This is a genomic window from Streptomyces sp. NPDC018019, from assembly GCF_044327805.1.
In the GTDB taxonomy this organism is placed as follows: Bacteria; Actinomycetota; Actinomycetes; order Streptomycetales; family Streptomycetaceae; genus Streptomyces.
The window spans coordinates 137,566-160,653 of sequence record NZ_JBIRGD010000005.1 but is presented as its reverse complement, the minus strand read 5'-3'; the positions used below and the strand labels follow the sequence as shown (position 1 = coordinate 160,653).

Annotated in this window: 19 protein-coding genes and 2 pseudogenes; 10 read left to right on the top strand and 11 right to left on the bottom strand. The window is 72.1% G+C overall.

Features of this window, described 5'->3' with window-relative positions; all coding sequences use genetic code 11:
* Positions 1 to 259: 259 nt before the first annotated feature.
* Positions 260 to 1,141, bottom strand: a complete 882-nt coding sequence (locus ACH4FX_RS10765; RefSeq protein ID WP_398477300.1) for a GyrI-like domain-containing protein — start codon at positions 1,139 to 1,141, stop codon at positions 260 to 262.
* Between the two features lie 236 nt (positions 1,142 to 1,377).
* Between ACH4FX_RS10765 and ACH4FX_RS10760 the strand changes: the two genes are divergently transcribed.
* Entirely contained in the window at positions 1,378 to 2,499 is a 1,122-nt protein-coding gene (locus ACH4FX_RS10760; RefSeq protein ID WP_398477298.1) for an aminopeptidase P family protein, read from the top strand.
* A gap of 97 nt (positions 2,500 to 2,596) precedes the next feature.
* On the opposite strand, the gene ACH4FX_RS10755 is transcribed toward ACH4FX_RS10760, so the two are convergent.
* Together ACH4FX_RS10755 and ACH4FX_RS10750 are read right to left on the bottom strand one after the other, a co-directional pair.
* Positions 2,597 to 3,610, bottom strand: a complete 1,014-nt coding sequence (locus tag ACH4FX_RS10755; protein WP_398477296.1) for a zinc-binding dehydrogenase — start codon at positions 3,608 to 3,610, stop codon at positions 2,597 to 2,599.
* Positions 3,611 to 3,798: 188 nt separating this feature from the next.
* Entirely contained in the window at positions 3,799 to 5,085 is a 1,287-nt protein-coding gene (locus tag ACH4FX_RS10750; protein ID WP_398477295.1) for an FAD-dependent oxidoreductase, read from the bottom strand.
* Between the two features lie 367 nt (positions 5,086 to 5,452).
* Here ACH4FX_RS10750 and ACH4FX_RS10745 point away from each other — a divergent pair, with 367 nt between their 5' ends.
* Positions 5,453 to 6,097 carry a pentapeptide repeat-containing protein gene (locus ACH4FX_RS10745; protein WP_398477293.1) on the top strand — a complete coding sequence of 215 codons (645 nt, stop codon included), beginning with the start codon at positions 5,453 to 5,455 and terminating at the stop codon, positions 6,095 to 6,097.
* 356 nt (positions 6,098 to 6,453) lie between these two features.
* On the opposite strand, the gene ACH4FX_RS10740 is transcribed toward ACH4FX_RS10745, so the two are convergent.
* Positions 6,454 to 6,951, bottom strand: coding sequence for a hypothetical protein (locus ACH4FX_RS10740; RefSeq protein ID WP_398477291.1), 498 nt, complete (start codon positions 6,949 to 6,951; stop codon positions 6,454 to 6,456).
* Between the two features lie 558 nt (positions 6,952 to 7,509).
* Here ACH4FX_RS10740 and ACH4FX_RS10735 point away from each other — a divergent pair.
* The gene (locus ACH4FX_RS10735; RefSeq protein ID WP_398477289.1) at positions 7,510 to 8,616 is read left to right on the top strand and encodes an SGNH/GDSL hydrolase family protein; all 1,107 of its coding nucleotides are present in this window, start codon (positions 7,510 to 7,512) and stop codon (positions 8,614 to 8,616) included.
* Positions 8,617 to 8,791: 175 nt separating this feature from the next.
* On the opposite strand, the pseudogene ACH4FX_RS10730 reads toward ACH4FX_RS10735, so the two are convergent.
* Positions 8,792 to 9,023: pseudogene (locus tag ACH4FX_RS10730) on the bottom strand (M24 family metallopeptidase); the annotation flags it as partial.
* Here ACH4FX_RS10730 and ACH4FX_RS10725 point away from each other — a divergent pair.
* Positions 8,950 to 9,132, top strand: a pseudogene (locus tag ACH4FX_RS10725) (XRE family transcriptional regulator); the annotation flags it as partial. The pseudogenes ACH4FX_RS10730 and ACH4FX_RS10725 sit on opposite strands and share 74 nt — an antisense overlap.
* A gap of 313 nt (positions 9,133 to 9,445) precedes the next feature.
* Here the strand turns inward: ACH4FX_RS10725 and ACH4FX_RS10720 are convergent.
* Together ACH4FX_RS10720 and ACH4FX_RS10715 are read right to left on the bottom strand one after the other, a co-directional pair.
* On the bottom strand, positions 9,446 to 11,032 hold the full coding sequence (locus ACH4FX_RS10720; protein WP_398477287.1) for an erythromycin esterase family protein: 1,587 nt from the start codon (positions 11,030 to 11,032) through the stop codon (positions 9,446 to 9,448).
* A gap of 261 nt (positions 11,033 to 11,293) precedes the next feature.
* A complete protein-coding gene (locus tag ACH4FX_RS10715; RefSeq protein WP_398477285.1) occupies positions 11,294 to 11,869 on the bottom strand; it encodes a TerD family protein in 576 nt (191 codons plus the stop codon).
* A gap of 257 nt (positions 11,870 to 12,126) precedes the next feature.
* Here ACH4FX_RS10715 and arfB point away from each other — a divergent pair, with 257 nt between their 5' ends.
* Entirely contained in the window at positions 12,127 to 12,564 is a 438-nt protein-coding gene (gene arfB, locus ACH4FX_RS10710) for an alternative ribosome rescue aminoacyl-tRNA hydrolase ArfB (protein WP_398477283.1), read from the top strand.
* Positions 12,565 to 12,725: 161 nt separating this feature from the next.
* Here arfB and ACH4FX_RS10705 read toward each other — a convergent pair whose 3' ends face one another.
* Positions 12,726 to 13,328 carry a flavin reductase family protein gene (locus ACH4FX_RS10705; RefSeq protein ID WP_398477282.1) on the bottom strand — a complete coding sequence of 201 codons (603 nt, stop codon included), beginning with the start codon at positions 13,326 to 13,328 and terminating at the stop codon, positions 12,726 to 12,728.
* Positions 13,329 to 13,630: 302 nt separating this feature from the next.
* Here ACH4FX_RS10705 and cdgB point away from each other — a divergent pair, with 302 nt between their 5' ends.
* Together cdgB and ACH4FX_RS10695 are read left to right on the top strand one after the other, a co-directional pair.
* Complete coding sequence (gene cdgB, locus ACH4FX_RS10700) at positions 13,631 to 15,319, top strand: diguanylate cyclase CdgB (RefSeq protein ID WP_398477280.1); 1,689 nt, start codon at positions 13,631 to 13,633, stop codon at positions 15,317 to 15,319.
* A 302-nt stretch (positions 15,320 to 15,621) separates the two neighbouring features.
* The gene (locus ACH4FX_RS10695) at positions 15,622 to 16,560 is read left to right on the top strand and encodes a CBM35 domain-containing protein (protein WP_398477278.1); all 939 of its coding nucleotides are present in this window, start codon (positions 15,622 to 15,624) and stop codon (positions 16,558 to 16,560) included.
* Between the two features lie 139 nt (positions 16,561 to 16,699).
* Here the strand turns inward: ACH4FX_RS10695 and ACH4FX_RS10690 are convergent, their stop codons facing one another.
* The 3 genes from ACH4FX_RS10690 to ACH4FX_RS10680 form a co-directional block, all read right to left on the bottom strand.
* Positions 16,700 to 17,629 carry a 1-phosphofructokinase family hexose kinase gene (locus ACH4FX_RS10690; RefSeq protein WP_398477276.1) on the bottom strand — a complete coding sequence of 310 codons (930 nt, stop codon included), beginning with the start codon at positions 17,627 to 17,629 and terminating at the stop codon, positions 16,700 to 16,702.
* A gap of 352 nt (positions 17,630 to 17,981) precedes the next feature.
* Positions 17,982 to 19,193, bottom strand: a complete 1,212-nt coding sequence (nagA, locus tag ACH4FX_RS10685) for an N-acetylglucosamine-6-phosphate deacetylase (protein ID WP_398477274.1) — start codon at positions 19,191 to 19,193, stop codon at positions 17,982 to 17,984.
* The gene (locus tag ACH4FX_RS10680; protein ID WP_398477272.1) at positions 19,193 to 20,125 is read right to left on the bottom strand and encodes an ROK family protein; all 933 of its coding nucleotides are present in this window, start codon (positions 20,123 to 20,125) and stop codon (positions 19,193 to 19,195) included. Before ACH4FX_RS10680 ends, nagA begins: the two co-directional genes overlap by 1 nt.
* 260 nt (positions 20,126 to 20,385) lie before the next feature.
* On the opposite strand from ACH4FX_RS10680, the gene ACH4FX_RS10675 reads away from it, so the two are divergent.
* The 3 genes from ACH4FX_RS10675 to otsB all read left to right on the top strand — a co-directional run bounded on the left by ACH4FX_RS10675 (position 20,386) and on the right by otsB (position 23,065).
* Entirely contained in the window at positions 20,386 to 21,654 is a 1,269-nt protein-coding gene (locus ACH4FX_RS10675) for an extracellular solute-binding protein (RefSeq protein ID WP_398477702.1), read from the top strand.
* Between the two features lie 109 nt (positions 21,655 to 21,763).
* A complete protein-coding gene (locus ACH4FX_RS10670) occupies positions 21,764 to 22,033 on the top strand; it encodes a DUF3263 domain-containing protein (protein WP_398477700.1) in 270 nt (89 codons plus the stop codon).
* A gap of 177 nt (positions 22,034 to 22,210) precedes the next feature.
* Positions 22,211 to 23,065, top strand: coding sequence for a trehalose-phosphatase (gene otsB, locus ACH4FX_RS10665; protein ID WP_398477270.1), 855 nt, complete (start codon positions 22,211 to 22,213; stop codon positions 23,063 to 23,065).
* The last annotated feature ends 23 nt before the right edge of the window (positions 23,066 to 23,088 follow it).

Below are 23,088 nucleotides of genomic sequence, written 5' to 3'. Positions count from 1 at the left end.
CGGAGGACAAGAGCATGCCCTTGCCCCCGTCCAGTTTGAAAGCCGCGGACGAGCCGGCCGATGCCATCCGGGTCGAGTACAGGGAATGAGCGACTACAGGACAACCCAAGTGCTGCCGATGCTGGGCCGGTTCCCGTGAGGGTGACTTTGCTGGTGATGTGGCAGCGGGGGCTGCGGTTGGGGGGCAAGGCGCGCCGGTTTTCTGGTGGGGTTTTGTCGTATGTCGGGTGGGGCAGGTCAGGCCCCGCCCGTACTCACGTCAGTCCGAAGCTGTCGCCCTCTCCACCGGAATCCACAGCTCTGCGTCCGCCCGCGTCGCGTCCTCCGACAACCGGGTGCGCAGGATTTCCGGGCCCGGGCGGCTCTGGTACGGGTTGGACGGGAACCACTGGGCGAAGATGTCGCGCCACAGGAGCTGGAGGGACTCCGGGAACGGGCCGGAATTTTCGAAGACCGCCCAGGTGCCTGCCGGGACGACCAGTGTGTCCAGGCCGTCGGAGTTGGCCGGGGCGTCTGCCTGTGTCACCACCCCGTGGTAGTAGTCCAGTTCGGTGCCCTCCGCCCGGCTCGGGTCGAGGTTGTCGCACACTGCGACGAGCCCCTCCGGCTGTCGGTCGGACAGTGCCTTGATGTGCTCCAGTGTCTCCTGGTCGATGCCGCGGATGAATTCCGCGATTGCCGGGTTCACGCCCTGGTGGACGAGTGGAACCCGGGCTTTCTTGCCGACGACGTGGAACTCTTCCCTCTCCGCGATCCGGTATCGCATGCTGCTGCTCCCCTCGACGATGAGGCGGAAGGACATCCGGGGCTGGGAGTGCAGCGCCGCACCGGCTCGCCGGACTTCACCCGGCCCGACGCCGTGTACGGCCCTGAAGGCTCGGGCGAACGCTTCGCCCGAGCCGTAGCCGTACCGCACCGCAATGTCCAGTAGAGTCCGCTGCCCGGCCAGTACCTCGGCTGCCGCGACCGTGAGCCGCCGGCGCCGGATGTACTCCGACAGCGGGATTCCCGCGAGTGCGGAGAACATCCGGCGGAAGTGGTATTCCGACGTCATCGCGATGCGCGCCAGCTCAGTCACCTCGATCCGCTGGTCGAGGTGCGACTCGATGTGTTCCAGGGCCTCGTTCAGCCGCTCCAGCACTCCGGTCTCCTTACCTTTGCGCTCATCACGTTAAGAAGATCGCATGCTGTTGGGCCCGATATTTCATGCCCGGTCCGGTCGGGTGCGGTTGGGCTCGATCCTCTGCGATCGGTAGTGGTCGGAAGTCGTCCGGCAGCGGTCGCGTTTCAGAGTGTGGTTGGGCGGACCGGGGCGCCGCTTGGCGGTGGCGTGTTCGATCGGGTGAGGCGTACGCGTAACGGCGTAGGTTCGCCGGCATGGTGACTTCACTGGGGCGTGTGGATCACGAACGGCGGATGACCCGGGCGGTCCGGGCCGCGGAGGAAGCGGGGCTGGCAGGGCTGATCGTGACGCCGGGGCCCTTGATGGTGTGGCTGTGCGGATACACCCCCGCGCACTTCAGAGGGCTGGTGACCGCGCTGGTCATCACCCCCGAGCGGCGGCCGCAGCTGCTGGTGCCGGCGGACGAGGGGGCCGTCGCGGAACGGGCTTCCGGTGCGGACGCGCTGGACCTGACCACCTGGTCGCTGGGCGCTGACCCGTACGGCCTACTGGCGAACTGGCTGACCGCGGGCGAGCGCTACGCGATTTCGGACATGACGTGGGCGCGCGACCTGCTGGCCTTGCAGCGCGCCGTGCCAGAGTCTGCGTACCTCGCGGTGACGGAGGCGCTGCCGATGCTGCGCGCGGTCAAGGACGCCTACGAGGTGGAGCGGCTGGCGGCTGCCGCGGCGGCCTCGGACGCCACGTACGAGGCAGTCCTGGGCCTGCGCTTCGCCGGGCGGAGGGAACGAGAAGTCGCGTCTGATATAGCGCGGTTGCTCGCCGCAAACGGGCACGAGGCGGTCGCTTTCGTGGTCGTCGGCTCGGGCCCCAACGGTGCTGATCCGCTACATGAGGCGGGCGACCGGGTGATTGCGGACGGGGACATGATCGTGCTCGATTTCGCCGGGCTGAAGAACGGTTACGGTTCGAACACCGGCCGGGCCGTACGCGTGGGATCGCCGCCGTCCGCCGAGGAACGCAAGGTGCATGAGGTCGTACGGGAGGCGCAGCAGGCGGCCTTCGAGGCGGTACGGCCGGGCGCGGCCTGCCAGGAGATCGACAGGGCGGCCCGGAGGGTCATCAAGGCGGCAGGCTACGGGAAGTACTTCACCCACCGTACGGGCCGGGGGATCGGTGCCGTCACCCACGAACCGCCGTACCTGGTGGAAGGTGAGCAACTGCCGCTGGTTCCCGGAATGTGTTTCTCGATCGAGCCGGGGATCTACCTTCCAGGGCGGTTCGGCGTACGGATCGGGGACATCGTGACGTGTACGGAGACGGGCGGGCGGTGGTTGAACGGGAGTGATCGGGGGGTGTTGAGGGTGGTGAGGTGAGATGTGGGGGGAGGGGCGGGTGGGGCGACGTACGGCGTCGTGGGGCCGCCGTACGGTGTGATGGTGCGGCTCGTACCGGGGGGGCGTTGTGGGCGGGTTACGGGATCAGTACGACCTTGCCCATCGTCCCGCGGCTCTCCAGCGCGCGGTGTGCCGCCGCCGCGTCCGCGAGCGGGAAGCGCTGTACGTCCGGTACGAGACGGCCCGCCGCCGCCTCGGCGAGCGACGCGGTCTCCAGGGTGCGCATCGGATTGTCGCCACCTGCCTTGGCCAGCATGGCGGGGCCGAGTACGGACTCGGAGGTGATGCCGCGCTCGGCCAGCTCACCCTCGGCGAAGGTCAGCGGGCCACCGGTGAGCGGGCCGCCCGAGGACCATCCGAAGACGAGGTGCCGCCCGCCCCGGGCGAGCAGGTTCACCGCGGCGCGGCCCGGGTCGCCGCCCACGGAGTCGAAGACGACGGTGGCGCCCGTGGCTTCGCGCTCGTCCAGGAAGGCGCGCACTTCGGAGGGCCAGTCGGCGTCCTTGTAGTCCACGGCGAGGTCGGCGCCCAGCTTCCGTACGCGTTCGACCTTGGCCGGGCCGCCCGCGAGGCCGATGACGGTGGCGCCGACGTTCTTCGCGTACTGGACGAGCAGCGAGCCGATGCCGCCGGCCGCGGCCGGGACGATGGCGATGTCGTCGGCGGTGAGGTCGGCGAAGAGGAGGATGCCCATGGTGGTGCGGCCGGTGCCGATCATGGCGACGGCCTGGGCCTCGTCCAGATTGCCGGGTATGTCATGGAGCTTCTCGGCGTCGACGACGGCCTGCTCGGCGTAGCCGCCCGGGTTCATACCCAGGTGGGCGACGACCCGGCGGCCCAGCCACGCGGGGTCGGTGCCCTCGCCGAGGGCGTCGACCGTGCCCGCGACCTCCCGGCCGGGGATGGTCGGCAACTCGGGAAGCGGGGCCGGGCCGCCCGCGAGGCCCTGGCGCAGCGCCGTGTCGAGCAGGTGGACGCCGGCTGCCGCAACGGCGATCCGGACCTGGCCAGGGCCCGGCAGCGGGGTCTCGACCCGCTCGTAGACGAGGTTTTCGGCGGGGCCGAAGGCGTGCAGGCGGATCGCGTGCATGGTGTTGCTCCTGGTGAAGGTGGTAGGTCGTGCTGCCTGGCCCTCACTCTCGTTCCTCAACTCTGGTTGAGGTCAAGGTCGGTTGCTGTCGGGTTTTGCGCAGGGCGCGTCGGTGCGCGATCCAGGGCGATCGGGCACGTGCAGGACGTGTCCGAATCCGCAAGGGCTTCCGTAGTACGGCGGTCGGCTCACGATGCCTGGAGGCGAGAGGCGGGGCCTGCGGGGCTGGGCCTGCTGGCGTCGTTGGTCTTGCTGGCGTCGTTGGTCTTGCCGGTGTCGTTGGTCTTGGTGGTGCTGGTGGGATTGACGGTGCCCTTGGTCCTTGCGCTGCCGTTGCGGTTGGCGGAACGGAGCGCCAGCGTGCTCGCCTCCAGAGCGCTGCTGAACGAGACCTCACTCAGTACGCCAGGGGCGGCCACCTGGTCGCCCGCCAGGTAGACGCCGTCCCCGCGTTCGACGGCGGGCCGGTCGCGCCAGGTCGTGCCGGGCAGGTCCACCGCACCCGTACGGCCGAGGGAGAGGGCTTCACTGCGCCAGGTCAGGCGCTCGCGCCACTGCGGGAAACCGGAGTCCAGCAGGTGCTCGGCGCGGGCGATGCCGTCGGCGCGGTTCTCGTCCGGGCCGATGCCGACCTGGCACTGGAGGAGTTGCTCGCCGTGCGGGGCGAGGGAGCGGTCCTGAGTGGTGAAGCGTTCGATCCAGCCGGGGAAGTCGAGGCCGGAGATCGCGAGCAGGTCGCCGCGCCGGGACCGCAGGGCGATGTCGAGCAGCGCCGTACGGGCACTGTCCCAGGTCAGGCGCTCGTCCTTGAGCAGGGCGCGGGCGGATTCGAGGTGCGTCGCGACGATCACGGGGCCATCCTCGGGCAACGCGTCGACGCGGGCGCCGGTCTCGATGTGTACGCCCAACTGCCGCGCGTGGTCCGCCATACGGGCGATCAGTTCACCCCAGCCGCCTCGGATGTAGTGCGCCTCGGGCGGGAGCGTTGTGGTGCGGCGCAACCGCTCCTGGACGAAGGCGGCGGAGAGCTGGCCGGGGTCGTGGTGGAAGGTCGCGACGCCGACGTAGTGGGCGGCGGCGCGTGCCGTCGCCTCGCCCGCTTGGGAGGCGGCCCAGCTGAGGAAGTCCCGGTCGACCGGCGCGTTCTTGTGGCCGCGCAGCTTCAGCAGGCCGGCCGGAGGGAAGCGGCGCAGCACGCCGCCGCGGTGGAAGCGGACGCGAGAGGCTTGCAGGGGCGGTAGCGGTGCGAGCGGCTTGAGGAGGCCGCGCTGCTTGAGCCAGGTCCAGTGCGGGCCGCCGTTGTACAGGGCGTGCGGGCCCTCGTTCGTACGGTACGGGCCGTCGGCGGTGCGGGCCCGGCCGCCGAGTGAACGGTGCGCCTCGTAGAGAGTGACCGAGGCGCCGCCCTCGGCGGAGGAGATGGCCGCGGTCAGGCCCGCGGAGCCGCCTCCGATGACGGTGATGTGGGGTCGCATGGCGGGTGCTCCTTGGGGTGAGGTGCGGGGCGGATACGTGGTCGGGCGTCCGGGGGCCCGGGCGTGTGGATGTCTTCGCGGAGTGGACGGGTGGGGCGGCGGCGGTTGTGACATGCACCCGGGAGTACTCGTGTTTCCGCTGGTCAGAGGCCGGTTCGGGGCGATTGTCAGTGGGGTGGTCCACGATGGGTTCAGTCAGCGATGTGCGGCGGGAGCGGCACGGAAATGTGGAAGGTGGTGGGCAGGCGTGCGGGAGCGTGACGGCGGGGCGGGGCGGCCGGGACAGGCGGCTCGGGAGGGGCGTTCCGTAGGGGATCGGAAGGGGCGTTCCGCGGGGGAGAGGCCGGCGGCGGGCGCGGGGCGCACAGTGCGGGAGGTACGGCGGCCCACGGTGCGGCTGCCGGAGCTGAGCCCGTACGCCGACGCGGAGTTGGAGACCGAGGGGGATTACGACGGGCTGGAGTTCGCGGACACCGACCTGGCGGGGCAGGTGGGGCGCGGGGCCCGGTTCATGGACTGCGCGGTGCGGCGGTGCGCGCTGGACGAGGTGGCTCTGAGCCGAGCGCGGTTCATCGACAGCGTGCTGGACGGGGTGCGCGGTGTCGGGACGGACCTGTCGCAGGCTTCGCTACGGGATGTCGAGGTCCTGGACGCGCGGCTCGGTGGCGTTCAGATGCACGCGGCGGTGCTGGAACGGGTCGTGGTGCGCGGCGGGAAGATCGACTTCCTCAATCTGCGCAAGGCGAAGCTGAAGGACGTGGCGTTCGAGGGATGCGTGCTGGTGGAGGCGGACTTCGCCGGTGCGGAGCTGGAGCGGGTCAGCTTCGACGACTGCACGCTGTCCCGGGTGGACTTCAGCGGCGTACGGATGCGGGATGTCGACCTGCGCGGGGTCGCGCGCCTGGACATCGCGCGGGGCATCGACCGGCTGGCGGGTGCGGTGATCAGCCCGGCCCAGCTGATGGACCTGGCACCCGCGTTCGCCGCGGAGATCGGGGTGCGGGTGGAGTGAGTGAGGGGAGCCGGGGAAGAGCGGGGCGGGGACGGGACTGCGAACCGCGCCGGGGCGCGAGCCGGGACGGGGGCGGACTGAGGTGGGAACGCGAGTCGAGGTGGGCGTGCGGATCGAGGTCGGGACGCGAGTCGCGGCGAGGAGATGTGTCGGGGCGGGGGCGCGTGCCGACGTAGGGGCGCTGGTCGAGGTACGGGCGGCGGGCGGGATGCCGGGGCGTGCGCGCGGGGACGATGCGGCCGGGCGAATGGTCAGGCGCGGGGAATCGGTCAGACACGAGCGAACGGTGCGACGCGGGCTAACGGTACGACGCGGGCTAACGGTACGAAGCGGAGGAACGGTCGGCGGGGGAACGGTCAGACGCGGGGGAAGCGGGCCTGGAGGTCCCATACGGCCGGGTTGTCGGCGAGCCCGTCGTGCAGGTCGGTGAGGTCGGCGATCAGATCGTGCAGGAAGTCGCGGGCCTCGCGGCGCAGCGCGGAGTGCTGGAACGTGAGCGGGGCCTCTTCGGCCGGCATCCAGTCGGCGTCGACATCCACCCAGCCGAAGCGGCGCTCGAAGTACATCCGGTCCGCCGACTCGGTGAAATCCAGTTCCGCGTACTGCGGCTGTGCGGCGCGGTTGCCGAGCGGATCGCGGTCGATCCGTTCCACGATGTCGCACAGGGCCCAGGCGAAGTCCAGCACCGGCACCCAGCCCCAGGCGGTCGAGACCTCACGGTCCGCCTTGGTGTCGGCCAGGTAGATGTCGCCGCAGAAGAGGTCGTGGCGAAGGGCCCGTACGTCCGCGGTGCGGTAGTCCGTCTGCGGCGGGTCCGGAAAACGGCGGGAAAGGGAGTAGCCGAGGTCGATCACATCCTCGATGGTGTCACGTTCGTACGTTCGGCCGTGCCGCCAAAGGCCGGCGCAGCCGTCCGAGGGTGTGGCTGTGGCCGAGCCGGAGCGAGCCGGAGCGAGCCGGAGCAAGGAATCGCATGAGTCAGAGGGCGGGGATGGATCATGACAGGTACCAAGGGCAGACGCTCGGGTGTCGCACTGCTCGCTACCGCGGTGCTGGCCGTGCTGCCGGCGCTCGGTACGGAGCGGGATGCGGCTGCCGTGGCCGCGTCGGCGTCTGCGACGGGAGAAGTGGGGGCGGGGAAAAGCAACGGCGCACGGGCCGGGAGCGTCCAGGGCACTGAGCAGGCCAGTGCCCACGGTGCTGGCCAGGCCAGTGCTCACGCTGCTGGGCAGGCCAGAGCCGACAGTGCTGAGCAGGCCGGTGCCCAGGCCGGTGCCCGGACCAGCGTTCCGGGCAGTGCACCGAGCAGTGCCCCGGGCAGTGATCGCGTCGGCGAATGTGCCGGAAAACACGGCCACGGGCAGCGGTGGCGAGGTGGCTGGGCGGCCTCACCCCAGGCGCCGCACGCGCTGGTGCCCAACTGGTCGACGCAGGGCTTCACCAACCATACGGTCCGGCAGGTCGTCCGGGTCAGCACGGGCGGGGCCGAGGCCCGTATCGAGGTATCCAACCGTTACGGCCGTACGCCGCTGACGGTGACCGGTGCGACCATCGCCCGTGCGGGCAAGGGAGCAGCGGTGCAGCACGGTTCCGTACGGGACCTGTTCTTCGGCCGGCACCGGTCGGTGACCGTGCCGGCGGGCGGCGAGGTGCGCAGTGACGGGCTGCCGATGAAGGTCCGGGCGCTGGAGTCGCTGACCGTGACGCTGTACGTGGCCGGGCCGACCGGCCCCGCCACCTTCCACCAGTCGGCCCTCGCCACGACCTACCGTGCGAAGGGCGACCACCGGTCGGACACCGGGGCGGAGGCGTTCACGGAGCGGAACCAGTCCTGGTACTACCTGTCGGGCGTCGAGGTCGCCGGCGGCAAGGACGACGCGCGCCGGAAGGCGGTGGTGGCCTTCGGTGACTCCATCACCGATGGCTACGGCTCCACCCCCGACGCGCACCGACGCTACCCGGACGCGCTGGCGGAGCGTTTCGCGGCCACCGGGCGCCCACGCAGCGTGCTCAACCACGGCATCGGCGGCAACCGGGTCACCGCGGACTCGATGTGGGCCGGGGAGAAGGGCGTGGCCCGTTTCCGGCACGACGTGCTCTGCGAGCCGAATGTGGGCACGGTGATCGTGCTGGAGGGGATCAACGACATCGGTGCCAGCGAGTCGCCGGACTGGCCCGACGGCCCGGCCCCTGACGTGTCGGTCGCCCAACTCATCGCGGAACACCGGTCGTTCATCCGGCAGGCGCACGCGGCCGGGGTGAAGGTGATCGGTGCGACGGTCACGCCGTTCAAGGGCGCCGCGTACTACTCCGAGCGCGGCGAGGCCAAGCGCGACGCGCTCAACGACTGGATACGCACCTCCGGTGAGTACGACGCCGTCATCGACCTGGACCGGGCCCTGTCCGACCCGGCCGACCACGACCGCCTGGCCCCGCTCTACGACGTCGGCGACCACCTCCACCCGAGCGACGCCGGTTACCGCGCGATGGCCGAGGCGGTGGACCTGGACGAGTTGTGAGGGCCCGGGGCGAGTGAGGAGGCGGGCCCGGAGCTGTGTGGCCCCGGGCCAGTGAGGAGTCAGGCTTGGGGCCATGTGCCCCCGGCGAGTGGGGGCCAAGGTGCGTGGCCGGGCTCCGGCTCGCGGCTGGGCGTGATCTCACCTGCCGCCCGGCCCGGAAACGGGGGACGCGGGTGGTGTCCATCAGCTTCCGGTCCGCCGGGCTCGGGGTGCCGACCGTGAAGCTGAGGGCGGCGTCTCCCGCCCAGCCGTTGATGATCGCGCCGCAGTCGATGCTGACCAGGTCGCCGTCGTGCAGCCTGTACGGGCCCGGTATGCCGTGCACGCGCGTCGTTGTCCGAGGTGGAGAGGACGGCCGGGAAGGGGATGGGGGCGAACTGCGGGCGGCCCGCGGAGGCACTGCGCAAGATCGAGACGGGCTGGGCGCCGACACCGGCCTTCTTCACCGTTGCCGCGCTGGTCGGGGCGCTCGGGCTGTCGCTCGACGAGCTTGCGGTGCTGGCCATGCCCGAGCCGGAAGAGGACAGGAGCGGGGGATGCCAGGCGTGGCTGCTTGAGGCTGCTTTGAGGGGATGGCTGAGGGAGGCTGAGAGGGGGCCGGGGAAGGCTGGGGGAGGGGCCTCAGAGCGCGCGCAGCCGGTGTCTCGTCCGCACGGTCTCCATCCGGATCCGATCCCCATCCGATCTGGACCCGGCCCCGTCCTGGCCTGCCCTGGCGTCCTGACCTGGCCCCGCCCCCACGTGGAGCGCAATGCGGCTCGCGACGGGACCGGTCCCGGCCCGGACCCGGTCCCGGACCGGTCCCGGACCGGTAAGCGGCCCTACGGCGTCACGGTTTTGTCTTGATGGCCGCGCTGACCTCGTGGAGATGGATCAAGACGTCGAAGGAGCGGGCGATCGCTACGTGGGCGTCCGGGTGAGGGTATTGGGTGCCGATGTTGCGCGTGGGGCGGGTGACGTTCAGCCAGGTGCGTGCGGCCTGCGGGGCTTGGCGGACGTCGAGGTAGAAGTTCCGGTAGCGGACCTGGTCGAGGGTGTGCTCATTCATGGCGGGCTTCGGCGCGCCCACAGTGAATTTTTTCCAGCCGCCGGAGAGGGGGTCGTCCTTCGACAGGAAGGAGCCCCGGTAGAAGGTGAAGCCGATGGGCAGGTAGCCCTTGCCCATCGTGTCGCGCAGAAACGACCCCTGCGTCTTGGGGTACAGCTGCGGGTCGCCGGCCACGTAGCCGACGTGGTCGTTCTGCGCGGAGAGCAGGATCTTGTGGCCGGTGCGCCGCTGCCACCAGGTGATGTTCTGGGCCATCACCTGGTCACGGAAGCGCTGGGCGGCGGTGAGCGAGGCCGGGTCCTCGACGTCCATGGTGAGGAACTCGGTGGTCTGCGCGATGTACCGGGCGTTCTGCTCGGCCCATGCGTACGCTTCGTACGCGTCTCCGCCGGCGCCCTTCCGGCTGGTGATCAGCTCCAGAGCCTGCTGCGCCTTGGCGGCGAGCCGTTGCCGTTCCGCCATCGGCTTGCGCAGATAGGCGAAGACGTCATCGATCGGGCGCAGGCCGGCGTACAGCTCGTTGAGCTGCGGCAATGCCTCGGGGTGGGTGCGCTGGACGTAGCCGGTCACCCGGTCGAAGAACGCGTCGTCGATCGAGGGAGCGCCGATGTCGTCGCCCATGAAGTGGACGGTGTGGTGGGGGTGGCGACGGTTGTAGTCGCGCATCCAGGTGATGAGGCTGACGAACTCTTCGCGGTCCCAGGGAGAGTTGGCCAGCGCGTGCTTGGCGACCCGGCGGGCGTCGCCCTTGCCGGTCTGGAGGTACGCGTCGATCTCCAGGCCCGCGGACCAGCTCAGCTCCAGGGCGAAGGTGGTGAAGCCTTTCTCCTCGACGAGGTGGCGGAACAGGCGCTGCTTCATGGTGAAGAACTCGTGGGAGCCGTGGGTGGCCTCGCCGAGGCCGACCACCTTGGCGTCGCCGATCATCGCGGAGAGGGCGCGCAGGTCGGCCGTCTTCCGTCCGGGCTCGGTCGAACGCAGCGGGTGGGCCGCCTGCTCCAGGGCGCGGACCGGATTCTGGTTCCTGTGGGCCGCTGGGGTGGTCGGGGCTGTTGCGCCTCCCGTGGCTGCTGCGGCTGCCGTGGCCACTGGCGCTGCTGCTGCCGCCGCTGCCGCTGCCGCTGGCGCCTTCACCGCCGGAGTCGCCATCGCAGCCTCCTTCGCCGCCGGGGCCGCCGTCGCAGCCTCCTTGGCCGCCGGAGCCGCCACCTGCGCCGCCGGAGTCGCCCTCGCAGCCACCTGGGCCACGGGAGTCGTCGACGCCGCCACCACCGCCTGGGCTGTGACGGGAGCGAGGACCGCTCCCGCCGTGATCATCGCCGTCGTCAGGAGTCCCTGGCGGCTGATGCGGTTCGGGTGTCTGGCCATGCTGTCCGTCCCTCGGCTTGCGTGCGGCGACTTGGGAAGGATCATGGCTCGCGCGCACCTGGCCGCGCGCTACGGACAGCCGCCGGATCCGACAGGGGGACAGCCCCCTCTGCGAGGGGCCTCTGAGTACACCTCCGGCCGCCCTCCACGCAGAACACCGCGCCCCGCCGGGACCGAAGTTCCGGCGGGGCGCGGTGTGTGGCCGACCCGGGGCAGGCCGCCGGTCAGGGGCGGCCTGCGTCCGGGATGCCGTACGGAGGATCAGACGTTGACGCCGAAGTCCTTCGCGATGCCGGCCAGGCCCGAGGCGTAGCCCTGGCCGACGGCGCGGAACTTCCACTCGGCGCCGTTGCGGTACAGCTCGCCGAAGACCATGGCGGTCTCGGTCGCCGCGTCCTCGCTCAGGTCGTAGCGGGCGATCTCGGCGCCGCCGGCCTGGTTGACGATGCGGATGAAGGCGTTGCGCACCTGGCCGAAGTTCTGGCTGCGGCTCTCGGCGTCGTAGATCGAGACCGGGAAGACGATCTTGTCGATGTCGGCCGGGAGGGCGGCCAGGTCGACCTTGATCTGCTCGTCGTCGCCCTCGCCCTCACCGGTGACGTTGTCACCCGTGTGCTCGATGGACCGGTCCGGCGTGACCTTGTTGTTGAAGAAGACGAAGTGCTGGTCCGAGTAGACCTTGCCGCTCGTGTTGACCGCGATGGCGCTCGCGTCGAGGTCGAAGTCCGTGCCGGTGGTGGTGCGGACGTCCCAGCCGAGGCCGACCGTGACGGCGGTCAGGCCCGGTGCCTCCTTGGTGAGCGAGACGTTGCCGCCCTTGGACAGGCTTACAGCCATGGGGATGTCCCTTTCCTCGTCGAATCGTCGGGCTCCGTACTGCGGACGAAGCTACCGTCACCCTGCACAACGCGATGAGGGGACCGTCGGGTTCCAGCTCCCTTTACTTTCTTTGCCAATTCCTGATGCCGGGTGGCGAGACGGTACGGCAGGTGAAGGGGAGGCGGCTGTGGCGGGGCGGCAAAACAAGGAGGGGCGGCTGTGGCGGTACGGCAAAACAAGGTGACGTGAGCGGGCGGAAGCGGGATCATGGGGGCATGTCAGGGCCCTATGTCATCCGCGGTTCGGTCGCTCTTCCGGAGGTCGAGCTGGTGTGGCGTTTCTCGCGCTCCTCGGGGCCCGGCGGACAGCACGTCAACACGTCGGACAGCCAGGTCGAGTTGCGTTTCGACGTGGCCGGCTCGGAGGCGCTGCCCGAGGTGTGGAAGGAACGGGCGCTCCAGCGGCTGGCCGAGCGCGGCCGGCTGCTGCAGGGCGGGGTGGTGTCCGTACGGGCCTCCGAGCACCGTTCGCAGTGGCGCAACCGCGAGACCGCCGCCGTACGGCTCGCCGCGCTGCTCGCCGAGGTCACCGCGCCGCCGCCCAAGCCGCGGCGCAAGAGCCGGATACCGCGCGGCATCAACGAGCGCCGGCTACGGGAGAAGAAGCAGCGCGGCGACATCAAGCGCGGGCGCTCCGGCCGCGACTGGTCGTGAGCGACGGGTCCGCGACCGGTCGCACCCTGCCGCACCCCGCGCGTCCCCGGCTCGCACGTACGCGAATCCCCTCTCCGCCGGCGCGCCTGGCCCTCCCCGCGCCCCCGCACCCCGGCGCCCTCATGCGCCTGCACTCCCGCGCCCCCGCCCCCGGCGCCCTCTCACCCCAAATGCCGGTACTTCCCCCGGAAGTACATCAGCGGCCCCCGGTCCTCGCCGGGAATGCCCGCCGTCAGCACCCGGCCGATGACCAGGGTGTGATCGCCGGCGACGACCCGTTGTTCCGTACGGCATTCGAGGCGCGCCAGGGCTCCGCCGATCAGGGGCGCTCCGGTGGCTTCGCCCTGTTCCGTGGGAATGTCCTGGAAGAGCAGTCGGTCGCTGATGCGGTTCTTCATGGCGAACCGGCCCGCAATGTGCCGCTGCCCTTCCGACAGCACCGAAACCGCCCATAGGGGCTGGCGTTCCAGAAGGTCGTCCATGCGTGAGTCGTTGCGAACGCTCACCATCACCAAGGGCGGTTCGAGCGAGACGGACATGAAGGCCGTGGCGGTCATTCCCACGTCCTCGCCGCGCGGACCGTCCTCCGGATCGTGCGCGGTGATCAGTACGACCCCGGCGGCGAGCCGGGACAGGGCGGCGCGGAACTCGTCGTCACTCACCCCTCCAGGATGGGGGATCGCCGTTCCGCCGGGCGCGGAGAGTGGTGTGGCGGGCGCGGCGGAGCGGTCGCCGGGCGTGGCGGCGGAGGTTTTCGTGAACACGCCATGAACGCTAACGGGGGCCGCGGAACGTCCGCATCGGGCCGCGGGACCAGGCGCGCCCTAGGACCGGCGACGGAGCCCGCCCTTGCGTCCGTATTTGCGTTCAGGAATTGTAGAAGTGCCTCCAGCGGCCCCGTTTCGAAGATCATCAAGTGGTCGCCACGCTCTGTGACTTGAGTCACAGCAGGCGGTAATTGTTGACCCTGTGTACCGAGTGAACAGCTCACTGTGATTCAGTGGCCGTGGCAATCGGACGACACAGAATCCTGGAGTTGCTGTCGAGGTCTCGGGGAGAGCGAGCGATGGAGACCGAGTCGGAGCCATACGTCCGTCTTGCGACCCTGCGGCAGCTGCACCAAGTGGTCGCCGAGCTGAACACCGCACGCAGCCTTGCAGACACCCTGCAGACCGTCGCCGACGGCGTGATCACGGGGCTCGGTTACGAGCTGGCCGCGGTCAACCTCGTCCGGCCGGACGGTGACCTCGTGGTGGCCGCGGTCGCCGGCAGTGCCGGTGCCGAGGCCCTCATGGCGGGCCGGGTCGGCTCCCGCGCCTCGTGGGACCGCCGGCTGAACATGGCCGAACGCTGGGGCGGCCTGTGCTTCATCCCGCACACCGAGGGCTGGGTGCTGGACGACGACGATGTGCCGCAGTGGCACGCCGCCGGGCCCGAGCCGCGCTTCCCCGACGAGTGGCATCCGATGGACCGCCTCTTCGCGCCCATGTACACGGCCGCGAACGGCGGCGGTGAACTGCTCGGTGTGCTCTCCGTCGACAAGCCGCGCAACGGCCGCCGGCCCGGCGCGTGGGGGCAGGAAGCGCTCCAGATGTACGCGTTCCAGTCCGCCATCGCGATCAGCAACGCCCGGCTGCGGGCCAACATGCAGCGCGCGCTGGTGCGCCTGGAGCGCGAGCAGCAGGCCCTGCGTGCCAGTGAGGAAAGCTTCCGGCAGGCGTTCGAGTACGCGCCCAGCGGCATGGCCATCGCCGAGATGGGCGGCGACCAGCACGGCCGGCTCCACCGGACGAACGACGCGCTGTGCCGGCTGCTGGGCCGCCCGGCCTCCGCCATGCGCCGCTACTCGTTCGCCGACCTGGTCCACCCGGAGGACATCGGCACGCTGCTGCGCACCTCCGCCGAGGGCGGGCGCGCCGAGCTGCGCCTCGCCCGCCGCGACGGCACGTACGTGTGGGTCTCGCTGCGCAACTCCGTCGTCGCGGACACCGCCGACGGGCCGCGCTTCCTGCTGACCCATGTCGAGGACATCGAGGAGCGCAAGCGCCATGAGCTCCAGCTCGCGCACCGCGCCAGCCACGATTCGCTGACCGGCCTGCCCAACGCCGCCGAGCTGCGCACCCGGCTCGGCGCCCGGCTGTGTTCGCGCCCGCCCGGCTCGGACGCCGACGCGTACGCCTCGGCCGCGTCCGCCGCCTCGGTCGCCGCCTTCCAGGAGGCGCACGGCTTCGGCTCCGACGCCCCCGAGGTGTTCGACGGGTACGACGTCATCGACGGCCCGGACCGGGTGCCGCCCGGCCCGTACGATCATCATGTGCACGTCATCGCACCGTCGGACGGGCCGGAGGACGACGGGGCCAAGGGGCTCGCGGTCCTCTTCTGCGACCTGGACGGCTTCAAGTCGATCAACGACCGCTTCGGGCACCACACCGGTGACGCGGTGCTCATCGAGGTGGCCCGGCGGCTGACCAACGGCGTCCGGGACGGCGACACGGTCGCCCGGCTCGGCGGCGACGAGTTCGTGGTCCTCGCGGACGGCCTGGGCAAGGCCGACGCACAGGACCTCGCGGTGCGGCTGCGCAACGGCATCATCCCGCCGATCCGGGTGGACGGCCGGGCGGTACGGGTCGGCGCCAGCTTCGGCATCGGCTGGGCCGCCTGCGGGATGTCCGCCGAGGAGGTCCTGCAATCCGCCGACCAGCGGATGTACGTCGAGAAGCGGTCCCGTTCGAAGGCGGGGCGGCGGGCGGGCTGAGACGCGCGGGCGGGCACGCCGTACCGCGCGCCGGGGTACGAGCTGTGCCGCGCGCCGGTCCGCCCGCCGGATCGCACGCCGCGCCGTACGCCGGATCGCGCTCTGGGGCGCGCCCGGGACGCACGCCCGGGCCGTGACGTGCGACGCGCCGGGCCGTGGGCCGGCGGTAGCGGTCCGGTGGCCGTTCCGGCTCGGCGTGGCATCCCTCGTACGGGGTAGGCTGCGCCGATGCGGCGGGGCGCCGCCGGGGGCCTGAGGACTCAGTAAGCCATCTCGTACAGACCGCTGGGGAGTGACACGGAATGACGGCCGGCAACAACGGCGCGGGCACGCCCGAGGACGACGACCCGTTCGCCCACCTCTACCGCTCCGAAGGCGGCGAGGGCGGCGCACAGGACGCGGCGGGCGGTTCGGCGGCGCGTCGGCCGGGCGTACCGCGGGCCTCGTACAACCAGGTGCGCGCGGTCGGCGAGCGGCAGTACGGGCAGCGCCAGTACGGCCAGCAGCAGGTCCCCGCCCAGCAGCCCTACGGGCAGCAGAACGCCCACTACGCCGCCCCCGAGACACTCCCGGGCGGCAGCGGCCCCCGCCAGGGCCCGCCCCCGGGGCACGGCCAGGACGGCCCGCCCAAGCGCAGCCACAAGGGCCTGCTGATCGGCGCGGTCGCGGTCGTCGCGGTGGTCTGCATCGGCATCGGCGTGGCGATGCTCACCAACACCGGCGACAAGAAGGACGAAGCGGGCGGCGGCGACCCGACGCCGACGGCCGGCCAGTCCGTCGAGCCCAGCGAGAAGCCGTCGGACAAGCCGTCCCAGGGCCCGCTGCCGAAGGAGGCCGCGGCGTCGCTGTCGCTCAGCCCGGAGGCGACCACGGACAAGTCGGTGCCGGGCGCGAAGTCGACCAACGGCGCGTATGTGTCGCTGAACAAGGTCGGCGCCTCCGCGACCTGGTCGGTCGACGTCCCCCAGACCGGTGACTACACGCTGCTCATCGACTACGGCGTGCCGGGCAAGGACGCCAAGACGACGCTCGCGGTCAACGGGGGCACGCCCGACAAGATCAACATGTCGAACTTCGCGCGTGCCTCGGAAGGTGCCTGGGACAAGGGCTGGACCAACACCTGGCGCTGGATCAAGCTCAACAAGGGCACCAACACGATCAAGATCTCCTGCGAGCAGGGCGACCAGTGCGAGGTCAACCTCGACCGCGTCTGGCTCAAGGCGGGGCATGTGAAGCGCTGACGGTCCGCCGCCCGTCACGCGGCCGGCTTGCCCGCCGCACGGTCACCCCGCCGTCGCGCGGGCACCTCGCCCGTCACCCCCGAGGCACCTGCACCCCACCTGTCACCTGTGCCCCGTACCGGACCGGCGCCGTGCGCCGTCACGCCGCCACCGGATGCTCCTTCACCGTGATCTGCGGCAGCAGTTCCTCGTACGTCCCCCGGTCGAACTCGCCGGCCGCCGGGGCCCGGACCGTCGCTGCCGACAGGGCCACCGCGCGGGCCAGGCGGGCCGGCCAGGAGAGGTCTTCGACCAGGCCGGAGAGCAGGCCGGCCACGGCGGAGTCGCCGGCGCCGGTCGGGTTGCCGGCGATGCGGCGGGGCGGGGCGGCCTGCCAGGCGCCGTCCGCGGTGACCACGAGCATGCCGTCGGCGCCCAGGGAGGCGGCCACCGTGTGGGCGCCGCGGCGGCGGGCGTCGCGGGCGGCGCGCAGCGGTTCGGTGGAGCCGGTGAGGGCGGCGAGTTCGTCCGCGTTGGGCTTGGCGAGGTCGGGGCGGGCGGCCAGCCCGCGGCGCAGCGGTTCGCCGCTGGTGTCCAGGAGGACCGGCACGTCCGCCGTACGGGCGGCGCGGGTCAGCCGCGCGTAGACGTCGACCGGGACGCCCGGCGGGAGGCTGCCGCACAGGGCCACCGCCCGCGCGTCGGCGAGCAGTTCGCGGTAGGTGGTCATGAACGCGTCCCACTCGGCGGGCGTCACGGTCGGGCCCGCCTCGTTGAGCTGCGTGGTGTCACCGGTGGACTCGTCCACGACGGCGACGGTGCGCCGGGTCGCGCCGCCGACCGGGACCAGCGCGTCGGTCACCGCCGTCTCCTGGGCGAGCAGCGAGCGCAGCGCGTCGCCGGTGCCGCCGCCCGCGAAGCCGGTGGCGACCGCCTCGTGGCCGAGCGCGGTCAGCACCCGGGCGACGTTGAGGCCCTTGCCGCCGGGGCGCTCGGCGACCTCGGTGACGCGGTGGGTGGTGTGCGGCTGGAGCCGGGGCACGCGGTAGGTGATGTCGAGGGCTGCGTTCAGCGTGACCGTGAGGATCATGGTTCCCCCTCCCCGGAACATACGTGGACGAACGGCGGCACACCGGGCCGGCGACCGGTGGGCCCTTGCGGGACGGACTGCTGCGCGGGTGCGCGAGTGCGCAGCGATCATGCCATCGCGAGCGGCGGTTGGCCCACCCCTTGGGCCGACCGCCGCACCGCCGCGACCGGTCCGGCAGCGCCGAACCGGCCATGGTCGGGCCCGTACCGCCGTACGGGCGGGTACCGCCGAAGCACCGCACCCGCGCGTGCCCGCCCCACTGTCCCCGGCTCGCCGCACCCGGCTCACCCGCCGCACCCGCGCGTGCCCGGCCCTCCCGCCACACCCGCCGCCCCGTAACGTCCGCCCTCTGTCACACCCCCCGCGGCCGCACCACCCACTCCCCTCGTCGCACCACGCCCACCAGGTCGTACGAGGCGTCCAGGACGACCAGGTCGGCGTCCTTGCCCGGCTCGATCGAGCCGGTGCGGCCGTCGATGCCGAGCAGCCGGGCCGGGTTGCCCGACAGGGCCTGTACGGCCTGGGCGACGGACAGGCCGTCGACGGTCACGGCGCGCTTGAAGGCGTGGTCGAGGGTGAGGGTGGAGCCCGCGATGGAGCCGGCGGTGGGGCCCTCGCTGATGCGGGCGACACCGTCCTTGACCTCGACCTTCATCGGGCCGAGCGGATACATGCCGTCGTTCATGCCGGCCGCGCCCATCGCGTCGGTGATGAAGGCGACCCGGTCCGCGCCCGCGTCCCGGAAGGCCAGCTCCAGGACGGCCGGGTGCAGATGCGTACCGTCGTTGATCAGCTCGACGGTGACCCGCTCGTCCTCCAGGAGCGCGGTGACCGGGCCGGGCGCGCGGTGCCCGAGCGGCGGCATCGCGTTGAACAGGTGGGTGGCGACGGTCGCGCCCGCGTCGATGGCCTCGCGGGTCGCGTCGTACGAGGAGTCGGTGTGGCCGATCGCGGCGAGCACGCCGGTCTCGGCGAGCAGGCGTACGGACTCCAGGCCACCGGGCAGCTCGGGCGCCAGGGTCATCATCTTCGCGGTGCCGCGCGCGGCGTCGACGAGCTTGCGCACGTCCGCCGGGTCGGGGTCGCGCAGCAGGCCGGGCTGGTGGGCGCCGCAGCGGTGCGGGGAGATGAAGGGGCCCTCGAAGTGGACGCCGGCCAGCTCGCCCTGCTCGGTCAGCTCGGCCAGGACACCGGCCTGCCGGGACAGGTCGTCCAGGTCGCCGGTGACGGTGGAGGCGAGCATGGTGGTGGTGCCGCGCCGCCGGTGGGTGTCGATCACCGTCAGGCACTCGTCGGGGTCGGCGGACGAGAAGGAGCCGCCGCCCCCGCCGTGGACGTGGATGTCCACGAAGCCGGGGACGACGAGGTGGCCGGTCAGGTCGACGACCTGGTCCCCGGGGGCCGGGGCGGCCGTTCCGGCGGCGCTCGCGGCCTCGGTGATCCGGGTGCCCTCGAAGGCCACCCGGCCCGCGTCGGCCACGCCGGACGGCAGGGCGACCCGGGCTCCGGTCAGGACGGTGCGCCGGGGGCTCGGGGCGCGGTCCCCGGACTGTTGCAGCGGCATCAGGCAGTTACCTCCGTGGAGAGAAGATCCCAGGCGAGCAGACCTGCGCCCAGGCAGCCGGCGGCGTCCCCGAGCGCCGCCGGAACGATCAGGGGGAGCCGCTGGAAGGTCACCCGCTCACGGACCGCCTCCCGCAGCGGCTCGAACAGCGTGTCGCCCGCCTCGGCGAGTCCGCCGCCGATGATCAGGGTGTCCGGGTCGAGCAGGGTCAGCGAGGTGACCAGCCCGTCGGCGAGCGCGGCCACCGCGTCCCGCCACACGGCCAGCGCCCGCTCGTCGCCGGACTCCACGGCCTTGGCGGCGTCCACCGCGGTGGCCTGCGGGTCGTGGCAGGCGGCGGCCCAGGCGCGGCCGACGGCGGCGGCGGAGGCCAGCGTCTCCAGGCAGCCGCGCTGCCCGCAGCCGCAGGCGGGTCCGCCGGGCCGGACGACGATGTGGCCGATCTCGCCCGCGCTGCCGTGCGCGCCCGCCTCGATGCGGCCCTCGATGCCGATCGCGCCCGCGATGCCGGTGCCGAGCGGGACGAACAGGAAGCGGTCGGCGTCCCGGCCGGCGCCGATCCGGCCCTCGGCCAGGCCACCGGTGCGGACGTCGTGGCCGAGCGCGACCGGGACGCCGCCCAGGCGCTCGGAGAGCAGGGCGCGCAGCGGTACGTCGCGCCAGCCGAGGTTGGCGGCGAAGACGGCGAGGCCGCGCGCGTCGTCGACGATGCCCGGTACGGCGACGCCGGCCGCCACCGCCGGGGCGCCGAACCGCCGCAGTCCGGTCTCGCGCAGTTCCCCGGCGAAGTCCAGGATCGCCGCGACGACCGCCTCCGGGCCGCGTTCACGCCCGGTGGGACGCCGGGCCTCGTACAGCAGCGTGCCGTCCGCCCCCGCCAGGGCGGCCTTCATTCCGGTGCCGCCCACATCAAGGGCGATGACGTGTCTCACGGGAACAGTCTCGCGCGATCCGGCGTGAAAGGTCTAGTCCACTCGCGGGGGATGGCGTGGTTCGGTCCGGGGCGGGCCGGTCGGACCGGCGTGATCTCCGTGTGTGACAGGCGATACGCAAGCGATATGGGGGGTGGTGTAGACCTTGTGTGGGTACACGGGGGAGACTCGTTGTTCATGCCGGTTGAGGGCGGACCCCTGAAGCCACGGGGCATTCCCCGGCAAGCACGGAACATTCGGGACAAAAGGCGGTAATGGCAGTGCAGCGGCGGTACTTGAGCCTGGCGGCAGCGGGACTCACCACGGCCATGACGCTTTCCCTGTCCGCCTGCGGCAGCGGCGCGGGCGGCGGAGACGTCACGCTCAAGCTCATCGCGGCGGACTACGGCGACACCGAGGCGAACTCCTCCCAGCACTACTGGGACAAGCTCACCAAGGAGTTCGAGAAGAAGAACCCGGGCATCAAGGTCGAGGTCTCGGTCTACAGCTGGAAGGACGTCGACAAGAAGGTCGAGGACCTGGTCAAGTCCGGTAAGGCGCCGGACATGGCGCAGATCGGCGCGTACGCGGACTACGCGGCCGAGGGCAAGCTCTACAGCGCCGACCAGCTGCTCTCCATACCCGTGCAGGCCGACTTCGTGCCCGCCCTCGCCGAGGCGGGGGAGTACCAGCGCATCCAGTACGGCATGCCGTTCGGCGCCAGCACCCGCCGCCTGTTCTACAACAAGAAGCTCTTCGCCGAGGCGGGCATCACCGACCCGCCGCAGAACTGGTCGGAGGTGGCCGCGGACGCGGCCAAGCTCAAGGCCAAGGGCGTGAAGATGCCGTACGCGCTGCCGCTCGGCCCGGAGGAGACGCAGGCCGAGACGCTGATGTGGATGCTCAGTGGCGGCGGCAGCTACACGGACAGCATCGGCAAGTACACGATCGACTCCCCGCAGAACGTCAAGACCTTCGAATGGCTGAAGAAGGACCTGGTCGGCCCCGGCCTGACCGGTATGGACCCGGCCAAGCTCAACCGCCAGGACGCCTTCAACGCCTTCGCGGCCGGTGACGTCGGCATGCTCAACGGCCACCCCACCCTGATGAAGCAGGCCGAGGCCAAGGGCATCGACTACGGCACCGTCGACCTGCCGGGTGTGGACGGCAAGGCCAAGGCGACCATGGGCGTCGCCGACTGGATGACGGCGTTCAAGCAGAACGGCCACCGCGACGAGGTCGGCAAGTTCCTGGACTTCGTCTACAACGAGAAGAACGTCATGGACTTCTCGGGGGAGTACGGCCTGCTGCCCGTCACCACCTCCGGCTCCCAGGCGATGCTCGCCGACAGCAAGTACGCCAAGCTGCACAGCTTCCTGCGGCAGCTGGCCACCGCCGAGTTCTACCCCGCGAACAAGACCTCCTGGCCGCTGGTCAGCAAGACCGTCAAGGCGAAGATGGGCACCGCGGTGGGCGCCAACGGCAACCCGGCCGGTGTGCTCAGCGACATCCAGAACACGGCGAACGAGGCGGACAACACCGTCAAGTGAGCCGGCGCGCGAGAGCGCGCGGGCGCGGGGCGCCGGGCGGGCCCCGCACCCCGGGGGTTCCGGGACGGCGGCGGGGATTGTCGTACCGCGGCCTTATCGTGGACGGGTGATGACGAGCGACGGCACCGAGGGCGGCACCGGAGGCGGTGGCATAGGAGCACTGTCCCCCCAGGACGAGGCGGTGCTCGGTGTCGAACGCCGCTCCTGGCCGCGCCCGGGGGCCAAGGAGCGGGTCATCCGCGAGCGGCTCGGCATCTCGCCGACCCGCTACTACCAGCTGCTGAACGCGCTGCTGGACGACCCGCGGGCGCTCGCCCACGACCCGGTCACGGTCAACCGGCTGCGCCGCGTCCGCGAGGCCCGGCGCAGCCGCCGCTGAGCCCTGCCGTCTGCCGCCGCCCCGCCGCCTGCTGCCGAGCCCCGTCCCGCCGCCTGCCGCCGAGCCCCGCCCCGTCCGGCGCGGAGCCGCCCGTACGGTCCGGCGGCGACGGCACGTTGTAGCCGATGCGCCGGTACGCCCGGCACGCGCCCGCGCCCGCCCGGTAATGTCGTCGCCATGGGCAGCCCCCCGAACACCTTGCCGACGCCGGTCACCGAAGCGGGCCGGGACGGCCTCGCCGCGCTGCTGGACAGCCCCGGCCGGGCCGTGATCGCTCTGGACTTCGACGGCACGCTCGCCGACATCGTGCCCGACCCCGAGAAGGCCCGCGCCCACCCCGGGGCCGTGGCGGCGCTCGCCCGCCTGGCACCGCGCCTGTGCTCGCCGGTGGTCATCACCGGACGCCCGGCCGGCGTCGCGGTCCGCCTCGGCGGCTTCGCGGACGCGCCGGGCCTGGAGCGGCTCGTGATCCTGGGCGGCTACGGCGCCGAGCGCTGGGACGCGGCCACCGGCACGGTCCAGGCCCCCGCGCCGCCCCCGGGCGTCGCCGCCGTCCAGGCCGAACTGCCCGGCGTCCTGGACGGGCTGGGCGCCTGGCACGCCTCGTGGGTGGAGGACAAGGGCCGCGCCATCGCCGTCCACACCCGCCGCGCCGAGGACCCGCAGGCCGCCTTCGAGCTGCTGCGCGAGCCGCTGTACGCGCTCGCCGAACGGCACGGCCTGATCGTCGAACCGGGCCGGTACGTCCTCGAACTGCGCCCGCCCGGCATGGACAAGGGCGTCGCGCTGGCCGACTACGTACGCGAGACCGGCGCCACCACCGTCCTCTACGCGGGCGACGACCTGGGCGACCTCGCCGCCTACTCCGCCGTGGACAAGCTCCGGTCGGACGGCCTGGCCGGGGTGCTCGTGTGCAGCGGCAGCGCGGAGGTCGCCGAGCTGGCCGGCCGGGCCGACCTCGTCGTCGACGGCCCGGCGGGCGTCGTCGCCCTGCTGAACGCCCTCGCGGACCGGCTGGAGACGGCCGCCTGACGCACGCGGCCGGGGCCCTCCCC